Raw genomic sequence first — 17,094 nt, 5'->3', positions numbered from 1 at the left:
GAAGAGTTAGAAGTTAGGAGTAGGAAGTAGGAAGTAGGAAGTAGGTAGTTATCTTTCCCCTTGTCCCCTTGTCCCCTTGTCTCCCCATCCCCATCTCCCCCACGGTGTGATAAAGAAAGGTTATTAATACAAGATCGAGGATTCATTGAAGTGTACTTACTAATTCCCGCAGCGGGAAGCGGCAGAAGAATGGGGAGCGATCGCAATAAACTCCTGTTGAATTTGCTCGCTCAATCAATTATTAGCTGGACAATAAGAGCTGCTACGGCAGCCGAGCAGATCGATTGGATTGGAATCATTTCTCAGCCAGACGATCGCCCAGATTTTGAGAACATTTTGAGCGAGATGAAGTTGGATAAGCCAGTCGAATTAATAAATGGTGGTTCGACTCGTCAAGAATCGGTTTACAATGGTCTGCGGGCATTGCCAGCTCAAGCAGAGCAAGTATTAATTCACGATGGAGCAAGATGTCTCGCCACGCCAAATTTATTTAACTCTTGTGCCGAAACTTTGGGTAATACTAACGGTTTGATTGCCGCGATACCAGTTAAGGACACAATTAAAGTTGTAAATGAAAATAACATAATTCAATCGACACCCGACCGACGGCTATTATGGGCAGCACAAACCCCTCAAGGATTTGATGTCAAACTATTAAAGCAGTGCCATCAAGAAGCCGTTCGCAAAGCTTGGGAGGTCACAGATGATGCTGCCTTATTTGAAAAATGCGGTATAGAAGTATTAATAGTCCCAGGGGAAGAAACTAATTTAAAAATTACCACTCCACAGGATTTAGCGATCGCCGAGTTTATTCTGAAAAGTAGAAAGTAGGGAATTGGGAATTGGGCATGGGGCATTGGTAATAGGTAATAGGTAATTGAAGGGAGAGGGAGTAGATAACTCCTAACTCCTAACTCTTAACTCCTAACTCCTAACTGTTCCCTATTCCAAATTAAAATTTGACATTAAATTAATAAAATGGTACTATCCGTGCCAACTTGCTTGTAGTGTATTTTCTTGAGTTGTGCATTGTCCGTTGCGATAAACTCTTGAATGTGGATTGATAACCGATGATTGTAGCGGCATCAAAGATTGAAGCGATTTTGTATTTGAAGGGCAAACCCATGTCGATTGGGGAAATAGCTGACTGTGCAAAGTGCGATCGCGCCACGGTGGAGGAAGGAATAATTAAGCTAGTTGATGAATATGCTCGTCGAGATAGTGCTTTGGAAGTTGTGGAGACTCCCCAAGGTTACAGTTTGCAATTGCGATCGGATTTTCACGACTTGGTACAAACGCTGATTCCGGTGGAATTGGGCGTGGGAGCGTTACGCACTTTGGCTGCGATTGCTCTTAATAGTCCGATGCTGCAAAGCGATTTAATCAATTTACGCGGTTCGGGAGCTTATCAACACGTTCCTGAGTTGGTGGAACAAGGTTTTGTTCGCAAAAAACGTAGCGGCGATTCTCGCTCTTTTCTTGTGCAAGTTACCCCAAAATTTCATCAATATTTTCAAATAGATAAATTACCTCAACCTTTTTCTAATTTTAAGCAGCAACAACAACTCGAACTCGAATTACACCCGGTAGCTACCCAAGCGGCAGAAAGCGCTTAGAAGGGTAAAATTTGACCTATAGCTAGTATGAGGCGCAATCGAATTAAACCTTGCAGCGAGTATAACAGCACGGCGGATAGCTATTGCAGGTGAAAATAAAGGCATACCTGTAAATAAATTGGAATAAATAGCTAAAAGTTAAAAGCTAAAAGCTAAAAGCTCGATAAAAATTGCACTTACCGCATTATTTGGGCCTCGTCAAGGTGCCTCATACTCTTAGTATGGTTTACAGTAGAATTAGCAACAAAAGCGAAAATAATTGCCAATGGTGTTTGATCCAGACTTTTTGAACGACAATTTCGACCAACACCCGAATCAAAATATTTTTGACAACATTGAGGAAGATCCCAATCAGTTGCTCAAATATCTTGAACATCAACCTCCCGAGGTTTTAGCACGGGTAGCCCAGTCTGTTAGCCCCGAAATTAAACAAATCATTTCGCAAAACGTCCAAGGGCTTGTAGGAATGTTACCCCCAGCAAACTTTAACGTGCAGGTGACAACAGACAGGGATAATCTTGCTGGACTTTTAGCTTCCGCAATGATGACGGGGTATTTCCTGCGCCAAATGGAACAACGGATGAATTTAGATGATTTAACTAGTAAATAATTATGCATTAGTTATGAGTTATGAGCGTTATCAATCGATTTACGGCTCCCCGGTTATTACCATAAGTAGTAATAGCCCGAAACCGCCGATTGTTAACTAACTCTTAACTCTTAACTGTTTATCTAAATTGAAAGTAGCAGATGTTAATTGACACTCCTCGACCTAAAGGTACGAGGATTCTTGGTTCTGCGACGATACTTGTTCAATCAAACTTGCGCTCTTATTGAATAGAGGTTTCATTTCCCCAAGCGTTTTCTACGTCGAGCGCAGTAGTTCCGGTATGCCCTACCGTACTAAGTCCACGATGCAAAATATTAATAGCTGCATTTTCGTCTCTGTCTAATACGCACCCACATTTACAAGCATGAGTTCTAGTAGAAAGTGTTTTCTTGACAACCTCTCCACAACTAGAACAATTTTGGCTGGTGTATTGAGGATTAACCGCAACCGTTACACGTTGAAATACTTTTCCAAAATATTCAACCCACACACGGAACTGATACCAGGATGCGTCATTAATAGATTTGGCTAAACAGTGATTTTTTACCATATTTTTTATTCTCAAATCTTCATAAGCTATCAAGTCGTTAGACTGAACTACGCACCGTGCTAACTTCACAGCATGGTCTTTACGTTGCCTACTTATTCTGAGGTGGCGTTTACCTAAAATATGTTTCGCTTTATTTCTATTTTTTGAGCCTTTTACTTTTTTAGAAACACGACGTTGAGCGCGTTTAAGAACTTTTTCTCCTTTACGCAAAAATTTTGGATTTTTAACAACACTCCCGTTTGAATCGGTGTAGTATTCTTTTAGTCCAACATCTAATCCTATTGTTTCTTTAGTTGGCGTGATATTTTCCCGACGCTCTGAATCAATACAAAACTGAACATAAACACCGTCCGCACGCTTTACTAATCGAACTCTTTTAATTTGATTGACTTGAAAAAAATGTAGGTCGCGAGTACCTTTAAGTTTTAATCGACCTATGCCTTTTTTATCTGAGAAAGTTATTGATTTACGGTTGTCAGCTAACTTCCAGCCCGACGTTTTATATTCAACAGAACGGCAATTTTTTTGAAACTTTGGAAATCCGTTCTTACCCGCTACTCCTTTCTTGCAATTTTCATAAAAATGATTTATAGATGACCACGCTCTTTCTGCAGAAGATTGTCTAGCCATTGAATTAAGTTCAGAAGCAAAGGAAAACTGTTTAGCGAGAACCGCACAGTATTTCTGCAAATCGTTTTTACCCGTCCCTTTATTGTCCATCCATAGTCGAATACAACGATTACGAACAAATTGAGCGGTACGAATCGCTTCGCTTACTGCTTGGAACTGATTGTTTTTCCCGTATGCTTTGAACTCAAAAACTAACATATTAAACCTCCTACTTATACTATATTATGAGTATAAGGTGGGTTGATCAAATAAAAAGAAGTACTAAAGGACGGGGCTGCCTTACCCTCATTTTTCGGTAAAGTTGAAAACTTGTTATTTCAAAACTTTCAACACTTTCCAAATTCTCTGTTACTTATGGGGATAAGCTCCAGATTGAACTTTAAATGTTTGAAGTTTGCCTTCTCGTTTAACTTGAATTTGCAGAGTATCTCCTACCGTTGAAGATTCCACGAATTTTTGTACCTGTGCGGAAGATTTGACGGGTTGTTTGTTAACTTTTTCAATAATGTCCCCAGGGCGCAATCCGGCTTCTTTTGCGGGGGAATCATCTGTAACTCTTCTTACTAAAATGCCAGTTTCTTCTTTTAGTTCAAAGGATGTTTCTTGACTGAGCTGCTTTGTCTTACTAGGAGTCAAATCCACCATTTCAATACCAAGGAAAGGATGCTGAACTTCTCCTTTAGTAAATAATTCATCGGCGATACGAGCAGCAGTTTCGATCGGTATCGCAAAACCTAAACCTTGAGCATCGGCGCGAATTGCCGTATTTACCCCAATCACTTCACCTTGGGAATTTAATAAAGGGCCACCAGAATTACCGGGATTGATCGCAGCGTCAGTTTGAATAAAGCTGACTCGCTTGTCTGGAACACCTACCTGAGCGCTGGTTCTATCGGTGGCGCTGATAATTCCAATTGTGACGGTATTATCTAAACCCAAAGGATTACCAATGGCGATCGCCCATTGCCCAGGAATCAAATTACGCGAGCTTCCTAATTTGACATTAGGTAATTTTGAAGCGGGGATCTTAACAACAGCTACATCGGTGATTTTGTCAACACCAACCACCTTACCTTCAAAAGTCCGACCATCCTTAAGAGTTACCTGCACGGTATCTGTATCTGATACTACGTGAGCATTGGTCAACAGCTTTCCATCATCGCTTAATATAAAACCCGAACCCGTACCCCGTTCAATTCTTTCTTGAGGAAACGGTTGCTCATCCTCTCCAAAAAATCGACGTAAGAGAGGATTTTTTAATGCTTTTGAGATTGGATTAGCCACTTTACGAGTAGCATTAATTCGTACTACCGCAGATCCAGTTTTTTGTACTGCGTTAGCAATAAAATTCATTTCACCGCCTCCATTTCCGGCAGTAGAAGTTCCCAGTGGACGGTTAATAGCAGTTTCCGGGGGCAAAGATACTGTAACATTTTTAAACTGATTGTAAGAACGACTTTGTGGCAGGAAGCGACTTCCTAATAATCCTGCACCACCACCAATTGCCACTAAAGAAAGGGAAACAGCCAATTGCTTTACAGATAACTTCATAACCATACGCTTAAGGACAGCAATGCAGATGCGATTTTATAATTTTAGTCAACAAAGAGACTAGTTGAGAGATAAGTTTGACAACAAAGGTATTAAAATACTTACCCTTGAATAATAAAATTTATAAGAACCAACCCATTTTAGATTTTGGATTAACCCTATTGAATAAATCCACAGAACCGAAGATTTTAGATTGACGAAAATTCTAAAATCTAAAATTCATACGACGAATACACGGTACTTAATCTTTAAAATAATCTATATATAAACTTATCATTTTTTTATATACATGAGCTTTCGTTATTGTTCAGTCTTGTTTTGCGGTTTAGCCGGTATACTTAGCTTATCTACATTTCCCAATTCTGCTTGGGCGCAGTCTAAACAAAGAAATTGTCCAGAACCGGCTTTAGAACGTTTCGTGCGCCATCAAGTAGCACCAGAAGAAAGTTTAAAAGCCATAGCACAAAGCTATAACGTTACTCCTGAAACCATTATCCGCATGAATCCTGCAATACGTAACGGTAAAGTTACTGTAGGTAAAGAAATAATTATTCCTCCTTACGATGGAATTGTCGTTAAAGTAGGCAGGGGACAAACTTTAAAGCAAATTGCAGCACAACACTCTATTCGTGCCGATGCGCTTTTTGAAGTCAATGGTTGTCAAGAAAATCCTGAAGTCGTTTTTGTTCCGCAATTAAAGAAATCGCAAAATTCAACCCAAGCTGCATCGACGGAACCAAATGTTCTCGAAACTATTTCCAATTCTAATAAATTAAACGGATATCCCTTAGCAGAAAATACTGCTGTAGCTTTTCCTTATGGGTGGCAAATAAATCCAGATAATGGTGAGGTGTTCTTCCATAGCGGAATTGACTTGTCAGCACAACCAGGAACCTCCGTACAGGCAATTGGTGAAGGAATAGTAGTATTAGCCCAAGAACAAGGTTCTTACGGCAACTTAGTAATTATCAATCACAGCAACGGAATGCAAAGCCGCTATGCCCACCTTGAGGATATCAAAATTAGCGCTGGAGAGGAAGTAAACAAAGGCGATTTAATCGGAACAGTAGGAAGTACCGGAACACCAACATTGAAAAAACCCCACCTTCATTTTGAAATACGTTCCAGTTCTTCTTTAGGTTGGGTAGCGAAAGATCCTTGGGAGTATTTGAAGTAATTGGGAATTGGGAGAGAGGGGGAAGAATATTCCGTAGGTTGGGTTAGGTGCATCCGAGAATCATGGTTTTGACTATAAATAAACAGCCGTAACCCAACATTTGACATTTTTGATTCCTAACTCCCAATTCCCTCAGACTAGAAGTCTGGGGCTACACAAACAAAGCCCACCTCCGTGGGCTAATTTGATATTTGATATTTAATAATTCCTAACTCCTAGCTGCTCACTGCTCACTGTTCACTGTTCACTGTTCTCATTCCCGATAAAGCAAATCTTTTAAATGCGGCATCTGCTTGTTCGGTGTAATCAACAACTCCGGGTACTACCACTGGGGAGGTGCAGTCTTCAAGGAGATAAACTTTTTTGGCAAGGTTAATATCTATTTTCTTAATATCTGTTAATAAATCGTCGATTGTCCAAGCTACGCAGTGACTTTTTGCTTGTCCGGCAATGATGATTTTATCAAATTCTAGAAGCTGTTTGATTAAACGGGTATTTTTTTCTGCAATAGGAGAATTATCAAAACTTTGTAATACTTCTGGACTTAATACCGAATAATTTTCAGTTAAAGGATTATTTCCCTTAATTTCAAATTGCGCTTGAGAATTGCGAGCGATGGAGTGAAAAAATATTGCTTCCTCTACCGAAGAAACCAAAGCATGGCCAATTCCACCCAACATAGAATGATATGACCAAACCGTGAGGGGATATTTACCGTTGTCGGTGAGTTTCTTGACGTAATGGTAAGCGTATTTTTCTAAAAATTCGTAGTCGTACCCCAAACTGTAACTAACTGCCCGATTAACCTGCCAATTGCCATTATCAATATCATTTGGAACAATATTAGTAGCCGAAGGAATCGGATGTTCCCCTGCGGAATTTACCCAAAACACCGGATGGAAAATTTGCATTGCGGTGTGAGTATCCATCGTGGCTATGATTGTGGTAATTTCACCCAAGTTACGATAAATAAATTCACACAAACGCACATTATCGGCGATCGCACCTTTTCCCGACTTTCCACCCACAAATAATTCAAAATCGGGAATACAAAAAGTGTTTTGAACATCGATTAATAGCAGACAAACGCGGCTTTTATCTTCAGATGCTGGTTTGATGTTGTGTTGCTTTGCCCATTCTTCGGCATCGATGGAGCGTTGTTGATAAGGTACTCGCCAGATTTCGCTAACTTTTGCGGGGTTGAAATGTGAGGGAATGGGGAGTTGGGTATTCATTTTTGTTATTTTTTGTGGTTGACATTGTATTAATGATATGAGTGTTGATAGAGTTTTGTAGGGTGTGTACGGCACCATTATCAAGCTTTTATAAGGTGTGTACGGGGAAAGTGCGGCTCCATTATTAAAATTTTGGTGATGCCTTGCTCGTTTGTATCGTCATCCGACGGAGAATATAATTCTTTTTAATATGCCAGTTTAGTATTTCAACTATCAAGTTCTACAATTTCACCAGTGTCAAAATAATAAGCTTCATCTATTGGTTTTAAAGTAAGTAAGATCGGTTGATGAAAGTCATAAATATCATATTCATAGTGAGGGTGTAAGGGTATTTCTGGCTTGTGCGCTTGGTTATAAATAGCTGCTTCTACCATGCGGATATCCTTTTTATCAAAACAAAACCATTCTCCGTGTACTCTACTATCTTTAAAAGTATCGTGTAGGATTTTTTCTACTTCTCTAAGGTTATGAGTCTCTATGTAACCCATACATTTCAATGGATATGGAGATTGTTTACTATTGAGTTCTTTATATCTAATTTCAACATCCCTAATAGTTTTACCAATTTTGTATCTATTAGTTCCTACAGCATGAATTAAATAAATGTAGCCAAAATCTGTCATATTTCTGTAAGCTTAAAGTTGCTAATTGTTGAGAAAGTTCTTCTGATACTTCTAAAGTGATTTTCGGCACATCAAAACCTCGCTTACTGTGATTATTCTAATTTTACTTGTTTTCAATTTTCAGTTCGTAGGTTGAATAAAACTGACTTTTTGCACCATCCTTGTTAATCCCTAAGAAACTCGGTTTCTTGCTCTTGTTTCAAATGCTTGTTGAGAATAGTGCAAAATGTGAGTATCAACCAAGATTTTTTGTTGGGCTTCATTCCTCAACCCAACCTACAAATTAGTCCACGCAGGTGGACTTTGCCTGTGTAGCCGCGAATTATATTCGCCAGGTAACTACATCCGCCAAATAATTACAATTATTTTCCCAAAACGGTTATTGTATTGCTTCTATCTAGATAATTACCTATTTGCGTGCAATCATAAAGCTGCTTTATTCTAATAATTAGCTTAATTCCTACGAAAATTAACATCTAAACCGCTTAAATTATGGCAATCTGAAAAACAGAATGTTTGAAAATTTGATATCTTCGCTACAGAATTTTACTGAAACAGGTTATGCAAACCCTGCCAACACCAACAGCAACTAATAATAGCTCATCTACGGCCCCTGCCGCTTTTGAAACTACCATCAAGCGGCGCAAAACTCGTCCTGTAAGAGTCGGCGATATCACCATTGGGGGAGGGTACCCCGTGGTAGTGCAGTCGATGATTAATGAGGATACTTTGGATATCGCCGGTTCCGTGGCCGGTATTCGTCGCTTGCATGAAATCGGCTGCGAAATTGTCAGAGTTACCGTACCGAGTATGGCTCATGCTAGAGCTTTATCGGAAATTAAACAAAAGTTAAAGCAAACTTACCAGGATGTGCCTATTGTTGCCGACGTACATCACAATGGGATGAAAATTGCTTTGGAGGTTGCCAAGCATATTGAAAAGGTACGGATTAATCCGGGGCTGTACGTTTTTGAAAAACCAGACTCTAATCGAACTGAATATACTAAGGCTGAATTTGACGAAATTGGCGATAAAATTGCCGATACTCTTAAACCTTTGGTAATTTCTTTACGCGATCAAGGGAAAGCAATGCGAATCGGGGTAAATCACGGTTCCCTTGCCGAACGTATGCTGTTTACTTACGGCGATACTCCCGAAGGAATGGTGGAGTCGGCGCTGGAATTTATTCGTATTTGTGAATCTTTAGATTTTCATAATATCGTAATTTCACTGAAGGCTTCGCGAGTGCCGGTAATGTTGGCTGCTTATCGGTTGATGGCGAAGCGCATGGATGATGAAGGTATGGATTATCCCCTGCATCTAGGTGTTACGGAAGCTGGAGACGGCGAATACGGGCGGATTAAGTCTACTGCCGGAATTGGTACCTTGTTAGCCGATGGTATTGGCGATACAATTCGCGTTTCTTTGACGGAAGCTCCGGAAAAAGAAATTCCAGTTTGTTACAGTATTTTACAAGCTTTGGGATTGCGGAAGACGATGGTGGAATACGTGGCTTGTCCTTCCTGCGGTCGTACTTTGTTTAATTTAGAAGAGGTGCTGCACAAAGTCCGTGAAGCAACCAGTCACCTCACCGGATTGGATATTGCTGTTATGGGCTGCATTGTTAATGGCCCCGGAGAAATGGCCGACGCTGATTACGGCTATGTTGGTAAAACTCCCGGATTTATCTCGCTTTACAGGGGTAGAGAAGAAATTAAGAAGGTGACAGAAGATAAAGGTGTGGAGGAATTGATAAACTTGATCAAAGCAGATGAACGTTGGGTAGAACCAGATTAAACAAACAACAACTTTTTACGGAAAAAATCTTGCTAGTTTTGTGCTACCCCGCAAAGCTAGCCGGATTAATGGAAAAATTTACCGAAATAACAAATTATGCTCGGTCTGTACAGTGTTAGGCTGTGTTAGATTGAGCATACTGACTATGTAAATTCAGTCTGGCACAGCTGTAATATGGTGATTAGAAGAAGTGGACTTGTTTTAGGTGCTACAGCCGTGACGCTTTCAACGATTGCCGTCGCAGGACTTGTAAACCTTCCACAAGGACAAGCCTTATTTAAAGAAAGTCCTAAAGAGATCGTAGATGAAGTTTGGCAGATTATTTACCGCCAATACGTAGATGGTACTTTTAACCAGGTAGATTGGCAGGCCGTTCGTAAAGAGTATTTGGATAAAAAATACACTGACAAGGAACAAGCCTACAAATCCATCCGGGAAATGCTTAAAAAGCTGAATGACCCCTACACCCGCTTTATGGACCCCAAAGAGTTCAAGAATATGCAGGTGGATACCTCTGGAGAACTAACTGGTGTTGGTATCACTATTGGTCTTGATGAGGAAACTAAAAAGTTAACCGTCATTGCCCCATTGGAAGATACCCCAGCATTTAAAGCCGGTATCTTGGCGAAAGATGTCATTACTAAAATTAATGGCAAAAGTACCGAGGGAATGGATACTAGTGAAGCTGTAACTTTAATTCGAGGGGAACCCGGAAGTCAGGTTAAGCTAACTATTTCTCGTAGCGGAGAAAAGCCAAGAGATTATTTAATAACCAGAGCAAAAATCGAAATTCATCCGGTCGATTACTCGGTAAAACAAACTCCTGCGGGTAAAACTGGCTATATTCGTCTCAAGCAGTTTAGCGCTAATGCTTCTAAGGAAATGCGCGATGCTATTACAAATTTGGAGAAGAAAAACGTTGATGGGTATGTTCTAGATTTACGTAATAACCCAGGCGGTTTATTATTCTCTAGTATCGAAATTGCCCGGATGTGGCTCAAGGATGGTACGATTGTTTCCACCGTTGACCGCAAGGGAGTTGTAGAGAAAGAAGCAGCAAGCGGGCGATCGCTCACGGAAAAACCATTAGTAGTTTTAGTAGACAAGGGAAGTGCTAGTGCGAGTGAAATTCTTTCCGGTGCGTTGCAGGATAATAAGCGTGCTGTTTTAGTTGGTAGCAAGACTTTTGGTAAAGGTTTAGTGCAATCAGTACGTCCCCTTGATGACGGTTCCGGAGTGGCAGTCACGATTGCTAAATATCTTACCCCTAGCGGTGCAGATATTAACAAAGCCGGGATTAAGCCAGATATCAAAGTCGAGTTGAGCGACGAACAGCGACAAAATTTGTGGCTCAAACAACGCGATAAACTAGCTACCTTACAAGATCCTCAATTTGCTAAAGCCATTGAAGAATTGAAAAAAGAAATTGCTGCAAAAGGCAATGTTAGAGCCGAGAGGAAGTAGTTATTAGTTGTAGAGACGCGTTAGGGCCTAGCGGAGCGTACCGTAGGTATTGCGTGCCCGCCAGGGCATTATATCGCGTCTTTATAGGAGTTAGGAGTTAGTTAGCAGTAAAGGCTTGTAGAGAGCCATTTTTATTGTTGATTGTGCCAGAAGGAAATTACATCTTCTCTTTAATTAAGTTAAAAACTGCTAATTACAAATTAATATTTCTCGCTTTTGAGTTTTAGGAAGGTGAATTTATTAACTCACAATTCTTAACTCTTAACTCCTAACTTTTTCAAGCTGGCTGACATTTTCCCGTCCTAATTAACCCTATACGGCGGGATATGGCTTCCTCTCTTGAATTAAAAGGCCCCCATTTTTCTATAATTTCTCTATCGTCTTCAGGTGTTAATTCGCTGGAGGCGATTTCGCATTTTTGGGTAGAGCGTTTGATAATATACCAGGATTGTGAAGATTCCATAAAGATGATTTTGGATTATCTAGTATTACACCAGATTAATTTCAAAGGGATTAATCCATCAAAATAAATATGGCACAACACTAACGCATTAATTTGTTAAGTTACTTCTTCTACCATTCCATATTCCATTAACGCTGACGAAGATTTTCTATATGAGAATTTTGTATTTTAATAGAATCAATTGTCTGGATGGAAAAGTAGCTGAAAAACAATAAAGCGAAACCAGAAACTACACCTATTACCAAGCCGATGTACAAAGCCGATTTGTGAGAAAACATGGAAACAATCGTATCGCTTTCTGATGCTGTCTTCATTTCATCATTCAACGTTGGGGAGTCGAAATCGTTTGTTGCTGGAGCTAATAATTTTTGTAATGTTATTGAATCGGTTGCTGTTGAACTGAATTCATTTAATTCTGGTGCTAGTTCAACTGATGCCAAAATCAAGTTATTTTCCTGTGTAGATGAAGCAGTACAATTTAACTTATTTAACTGCATCAGTGCGGCGAATGCAAGTGTAGCTGACTGATATCGGTTTTGAGAATGGTATGCTACCATTTTGTTGATTACTGAAGCTAATTTTTTATTAATACGAACCAAGTGTCGCCAAACAACTTCGCCAGTATTTGGATCTTTTGGTAGCTGTATTGGATGAATACCCGTAAGTGCTTGGATAGCAATCGTACCGAGGGCATAGATATCGCTACTAGGAACTGGTTTACCTTGATGTTGTTCGTAAGGCATATAGCCTGGTGTGCCAATTGCAATGGTTGTACTATCACTAATGCTTTGATTTTTAACCAACTCATTCCACATTGGCTTTACAGCACCAAAATCAATCAGCACTAATTTATTGTCTCCTTCCCGTCTCATGATATTACTCGGCTTGACATCGCGATGAATCAAACCCTGAGAGTGAACGAAAACCAAAATATTTAAAACTTCTTGTAATAATTCAATTACTTTGGTTTCACTCCAACGTTTACCGGGCTGCAATTCGGTGCTTAGAGAATGCCCTTTAATAAATTCTTGGACTAAATAGAATTCTTGATTATATTCAAAATGATTTAAAAGATGTGGAACATACTCATAGTTGTCTAATTTCATCAAAGCTTCAACTTCGCGCTTATATAGCCTTCTACGGATTTTTACTGGCAGCGCAATTCTATCGCTAGGTAGAAAGTGTTTGACAACACACGTGGGATAATCACTAATAGTAATGTCACGGGCTATATAGGTTTGACAGAACATTCCTTGATTGAGAATCTGAATTACCTGATAGCGATCGCATATTAACTTACCTATCATATATATTTTTTTATTTTAACTATAATGCTTTTATTACGTAATTTTATTTAAGTAGAATCTACCTATATATATATATATAATTCATATTTTAGTTAGCAATGCTTTTTATAAAAAACCGCAAGATATCTCTATATTTTTATGAAAGATGGAAAAAATTATCAATAAGTAAGGAAATATACTTAACAAATTACATACCGGAAGTTACGCTCTAAGTCAATAGGATTACAAAAATTATCGGCGTAAATTATGAACAATACTACCAAAAAGCTCATCCCCCTTAGTAAAGATTCCATACAGTTAGTCAAAGGTTTAATTATCGGCAAAGTCTTGACAATCCTTGTCATCGGAGGATTTTGGTTGTTGGTAAAGCAGTATTTACAACCGGAAAGCAGTATCAGAGCTAGTCGAGCAGCAGATACGCCTTCTGAAACTGCGGATTCAAGCTTTGAAACGGTCAGCAATGTTCCCATCGGTTCCTTCGCATACGGTGGGAGTACGGCTTGGGCACCCATCCGACAAGTTGTAAATTCTTTAATTCAAGCAAACCGTCCGGAATTACAGTTGCAATATAGCCACCCCCAAGGGAATACTCCTATTTCGGAGGCAGCAATTGAGATGTTGCTTGACGGAGAAATAGACTTTGCTCAGTTATCACGTCCCCTTACAAAGTCGGAATATGCTTTAGCTAAACAAAAAGGTTTTACGCTTAAGCAACGTCAGGTTGCTACTGATGGGGTAGCGGTTGCAGTAAATCCAGCACTATCTGTTTCTGGTTTAACCGTCGAACAGTTGCAGCAAATTTATTTAGGTGAGATTACTAACTGGAACCAATTAGGAGGACCGGATTTGGCGATAACGCCTTTTTCTGAGAATCCAGAAGACGTAAAATCTACATTGTTTGACGGTAAAGTAATAGACGTTGAAAAAATAGGCTCTAATGTCGAATATGTCTATTCTCCCACAGAAGCATTGCGTAAAGTCAGTGAAAATCAAGGTGCGGTGTATTTTGGTTCGGCGCGAGCTATAGTGCCTCAATGTAGCGTAAAAACCCTAAAATTGGGTACTAGTTCAGATAATTTAGTTGCTCCATATATTGGAGAATTAGTAGAAGCAAACCAATGTCCGCAAAAGCGCGATCGCCTAAATACAAGAGCGATTAGAAATGGTAGTTATCCACTTAGAAGCAAATTATTTGTAGTTACTAAAGAGAATAACGGTAGGGAACAGCAAATTGGCGATGCTTATACCGAATTGCTGCTGACGAACGAAGGGCAAAAGGCGATCGGTGCAGCTGGCTTTGTTCCCGTGCGTTAGAACTCGAATTAATTAATGTTTTAAGGTTTTGTGCTTATGGATTCCTGTAATAAAATAGGAACCTCACCTTTACCTGAACCAACAACAATAATTTTTGAGTTGGGAGATTGAGCGAGTTTTTCTGTAGCTTCAATTGCCCGCAACTGCAATATTTGATTTGTAAGTCCGTCAGATATAATTTTCTGAGAATCTGCAATACCTTTGGCTTCAATCCGTTTGCGTTCGGCTTCTTGACGCTGCTTTTCTAAAACGAATTTCATCCGCTGGTTTTCTTGTTCGGCTTTAAGCTTTTCTTGAATTGCTGCTTGGATTGTATCGGGCATTTTTACATTTCGTAGTAAAGCTTTTTCAACTAGGAAACCCAAGGGTAATAATTCTTGAGTAAGTTGTTCGTTTATTTGACGGGCAACTTGTTGACGTTTGTTGACACTCCCCAGCCTTAAGGCATGAGGATTCTTGCTTCATCCGTCCTCCCTAGAAACTAAAATGCTTTCGCATTTAATCTCCCCGTTTGGATACGTCCACAAGCGCACACGGACTGTCCGACCGCGTTTGAAACGATTTATCAATTTTTGACTTTACTCCCACATTTGTACAAGATTTTGGGATTATTGCCCCCAGGGTTCCGGATCAAGAGCCGTCCGCTAGACCTACTAAGCTTTTTATATATGCGCTTTACCGCTACTTCTATAATATCACCAAAGAACATAAATTCGTCCTAGAAGGACGAGGCTCTGACCCCAAACTTGTGGTAGCGAGGAGGGAAACAATGAAACCCATGATATTTTTTCAAATAATTAGTTTAGGAATTACTACATAGATATCTGTTCCTATTTATGCTTTTATTAATTTTAGTTTATGGTTTAATTAGTCTAAAAAAAAGAATTATAAATTAATAAATTGTCCTTACGTAAAATTTATATTCAAGTATTTATACAAAGACAGGGAATAGATATGAGGAGATCTTTATAGTTAAGTTTGGAAAATCTGGACGGGCAGGGATGCCTATCCCACAAGAGTGTATTTAACTGAAGTGAAAAACGCTATATTTTAGATAATATTCCGGGTGGAGGGAGAAGTGTAAATCACTTTGTTGGTGTTTTAAATGGAATTTTACCATTACCATCGGGTTTTGATTGTCGTAAAAATCCCATTGAATTTAAGGAATGGTTAAAAGTAAATCGTTATCAACTCAGATGGGATGAGAGTTTGGAAAAATATATTTTAAAAGATTCAAAAGCTTAGTAGTCCTATTTGAGCTTCTTTTTGAAAAATAAGTTTTATTTTGTAACTATTATAGTGCGTTGCACTGCGCGATACACCTTACACTTACATTAATCGGTACAAATCAAAATATGGAGAGGTAGCACTGCTGCGTCTCTACATCTGTGTTCATTTCCTGAGCATTTTCTGCATCTGTAATATTTTTTTTAATTCCTAATCAAAATAACCTGGCTCTAGGGTTTACATTTTGACATACCTATCTGCATTGATTCCGCAGGCAGCTAACTTAAAGACTTGTTGGGAACTTGAAAATTTATGCCAAGAAAGTGATAAAAAAGACAGCATTTACATATAAAATTAGATTTTTATAAAGTAGTCTGGTTGCAGCCATCGGGAGCGTCTATAGATTTTGGATTAATAAAGACGGATAAATCCGGTAGATTGACAATTAACAAGATTTCACGGGTCTAAACCGCTTTATTTCAAACCATAATCTTGAATTAAAATCTTGAATAAAATATTGGTTCGGTCAAATAAAAGCGTTATTAGGGAGAAAATCCATGAACGGGTTAGTTTGTAAGTATCGACTGAGTGCGTTCTTTAGTGCAATCTTGTTGAGTGTGGCGATCGCTCCTGTTAAAGCCAATGAAGTTTCTTTGTATGACTTCGATCCAGTTCCCCAAAAGCTGGCACAGTACGCTCGCAACAGCGCTACAACATATTTAACTCAGGGCTTGCAGTTGATTCAGTCAGGGAGTCCTCAAGATGCTATTAACGCCTTTAATCAAGCAATTCAGTTAGACCCATATTTAGCACCAGCGCATTACAATTTAGGATTGGCGTTAAGGCAGGTAGGACAGTTGCAACCGGCTGCGGATGCTTTTTATCGAGCTACTCAAGTCGATCCTAAGTTTGCCTTAGCTTATGCAAATTTGGGTGGTGCTTTGTTGGAAGGGAATAATTTTGCTCAAGCTGAAAATTATTTACAGCGTGCTATACAACTTGATTCAAAATTAGGAGTTGCTTACTACAATATTGGTTTATTGTATCAGCAAAAAGAAGATTGTAGTAAAGCTGTTAACTCTTTTAAAAAAGCGATGAAATACAGCAATAAAGCGCCAGAACCAGCTTATCAAATTGGATTATGCTATATGCAGCAAGGTAAGTTTAAAAAAGCCACAAATGCTTTTAACGAGGCCGTAAAAATTAATCCGAAATATTCCGAAGCTTATTACAATATCGGCTCGATTTTATATACTCAAGGTAAACACGAACAGGCTTTAGAAGCATTTAGAAAAGCCGCCGCAGCTAACCCCGATTATCCCAGCGCTTATTACGGTGCTGGATTGGCATTTATACAAATGAAACAATATCCCGATGCCATGCGCGTATTACAATACTCTAGGGATTTATTCTTAGCACAAAATAATCAGCTATGGGCTAGTAACGCCGAACAACTGATGCAGCAAGCCCAAAGTTTTACTTATCAAATTCCTCCTCAATAAAAAGTTATTAATACTGCTGCTAACTTGC

The 17,094-nt window shown here is 39.3% G+C and carries 13 protein-coding genes and 2 pseudogenes; 8 read left to right on the top strand and 7 right to left on the bottom strand.

What is annotated here, in order from left to right:
• Window positions 1-150 precede the first annotated feature (150 nt).
• The 3 genes from ispD to ACM03V_RS27695 all read left to right on the top strand — a co-directional run bounded on the left by ispD (window position 151) and on the right by ACM03V_RS27695 (window position 2,226).
• Window positions 151-831, top strand: coding sequence for a 2-C-methyl-D-erythritol 4-phosphate cytidylyltransferase (gene ispD / locus ACM03V_RS27705; protein ID WP_414624027.1), 681 nt, complete (start codon window positions 151-153; stop codon window positions 829-831).
• Window positions 832-1,070: 239 nt separating this feature from the next.
• Window positions 1,071-1,616, top strand: a complete 546-nt coding sequence (gene scpB, locus ACM03V_RS27700; protein ID WP_414624026.1) for an SMC-Scp complex subunit ScpB — start codon at window positions 1,071-1,073, stop codon at window positions 1,614-1,616.
• Between the two features lie 265 nt (window positions 1,617-1,881).
• Entirely contained in the window at window positions 1,882-2,226 is a 345-nt protein-coding gene (locus ACM03V_RS27695) for a DUF760 domain-containing protein (protein WP_414624025.1), read from the top strand.
• Between the two features lie 162 nt (window positions 2,227-2,388).
• On the opposite strand, the pseudogene ACM03V_RS27690 reads toward ACM03V_RS27695, so the two are convergent.
• Both ACM03V_RS27690 and ACM03V_RS27685 read right to left on the bottom strand, forming a co-directional pair.
• Window positions 2,389-3,604, bottom strand: a pseudogene (locus ACM03V_RS27690) (RNA-guided endonuclease InsQ/TnpB family protein).
• Between the two features lie 150 nt (window positions 3,605-3,754).
• Window positions 3,755-4,957, bottom strand: a complete 1,203-nt coding sequence (locus tag ACM03V_RS27685; protein WP_414624024.1) for an HhoA/HhoB/HtrA family serine endopeptidase — start codon at window positions 4,955-4,957, stop codon at window positions 3,755-3,757.
• Between the two features lie 289 nt (window positions 4,958-5,246).
• On the opposite strand from ACM03V_RS27685, the gene ACM03V_RS27680 reads away from it, so the two are divergent.
• The gene (locus tag ACM03V_RS27680; protein ID WP_414624023.1) at window positions 5,247-6,134 is read left to right on the top strand and encodes a LysM peptidoglycan-binding domain-containing M23 family metallopeptidase; all 888 of its coding nucleotides are present in this window, start codon (window positions 5,247-5,249) and stop codon (window positions 6,132-6,134) included.
• Between the two features lie 230 nt (window positions 6,135-6,364).
• Here ACM03V_RS27680 and ACM03V_RS27675 read toward each other — a convergent pair whose 3' ends face one another.
• Together ACM03V_RS27675 and ACM03V_RS27670 are read right to left on the bottom strand one after the other, a co-directional pair.
• A complete protein-coding gene (locus tag ACM03V_RS27675) occupies window positions 6,365-7,369 on the bottom strand; it encodes an isochorismatase (RefSeq protein ID WP_414624022.1) in 1,005 nt (334 codons plus the stop codon).
• A gap of 206 nt (window positions 7,370-7,575) precedes the next feature.
• Complete coding sequence (locus ACM03V_RS27670) at window positions 7,576-7,992, bottom strand: GIY-YIG nuclease family protein (RefSeq protein ID WP_414624021.1); 417 nt, start codon at window positions 7,990-7,992, stop codon at window positions 7,576-7,578.
• 561 nt (window positions 7,993-8,553) lie between these two features.
• Between ACM03V_RS27670 and ispG the strand changes: the two genes are divergently transcribed.
• On the top strand, window positions 8,554-9,789 hold the full coding sequence (gene ispG / locus ACM03V_RS27665) for a (E)-4-hydroxy-3-methylbut-2-enyl-diphosphate synthase (protein ID WP_414624020.1): 1,236 nt from the start codon (window positions 8,554-8,556) through the stop codon (window positions 9,787-9,789).
• Between the two features lie 174 nt (window positions 9,790-9,963).
• Window positions 9,964-11,253 carry a carboxyl-terminal processing protease CtpC gene (gene ctpC, locus ACM03V_RS27660; RefSeq protein ID WP_414624019.1) on the top strand — a complete coding sequence of 430 codons (1,290 nt, stop codon included), beginning with the start codon at window positions 9,964-9,966 and terminating at the stop codon, window positions 11,251-11,253.
• A 277-nt stretch (window positions 11,254-11,530) separates the two neighbouring features.
• Here ctpC and ACM03V_RS27655 read toward each other — a convergent pair whose 3' ends face one another.
• Together ACM03V_RS27655 and ACM03V_RS27650 are read right to left on the bottom strand one after the other, a co-directional pair.
• A complete protein-coding gene (locus tag ACM03V_RS27655; RefSeq protein ID WP_414624018.1) occupies window positions 11,531-11,716 on the bottom strand; it encodes a DDE transposase family protein in 186 nt (61 codons plus the stop codon).
• A gap of 128 nt (window positions 11,717-11,844) precedes the next feature.
• Window positions 11,845-13,023 carry a protein kinase domain-containing protein gene (locus ACM03V_RS27650; RefSeq protein ID WP_414624017.1) on the bottom strand — a complete coding sequence of 393 codons (1,179 nt, stop codon included), beginning with the start codon at window positions 13,021-13,023 and terminating at the stop codon, window positions 11,845-11,847.
• 246 nt (window positions 13,024-13,269) lie between these two features.
• Between ACM03V_RS27650 and ACM03V_RS27645 the strand changes: the two genes are divergently transcribed.
• Complete coding sequence (locus ACM03V_RS27645) at window positions 13,270-14,337, top strand: PstS family phosphate ABC transporter substrate-binding protein (RefSeq protein WP_414624016.1); 1,068 nt, start codon at window positions 13,270-13,272, stop codon at window positions 14,335-14,337.
• 20 nt (window positions 14,338-14,357) lie between these two features.
• On the opposite strand, the pseudogene ACM03V_RS27640 reads toward ACM03V_RS27645, so the two are convergent.
• Window positions 14,358-14,759, bottom strand: a pseudogene (locus ACM03V_RS27640) (SPFH domain-containing protein); the annotation flags it as partial.
• Window positions 14,760-16,121: 1,362 nt separating this feature from the next.
• Here ACM03V_RS27640 and ACM03V_RS27635 point away from each other — a divergent pair.
• Window positions 16,122-17,066: a tetratricopeptide repeat protein gene (locus ACM03V_RS27635; protein ID WP_414624015.1), complete on the top strand. Its 945-nt coding sequence runs from the start codon at window positions 16,122-16,124 to the stop codon at window positions 17,064-17,066.
• Window positions 17,067-17,094 lie beyond the last annotated feature (28 nt).

Origin of the sequence: Calothrix sp. CCY 0018, assembly GCF_963920925.1 — a bacterium.
Taxonomy (GTDB): domain Bacteria; phylum Cyanobacteriota; class Cyanobacteriia; order Cyanobacteriales; family Nostocaceae; genus Rivularia.
Note: the sequence above shows the minus strand (reverse complement) of the source record. Positions and strands in the feature narration are given on the sequence as shown.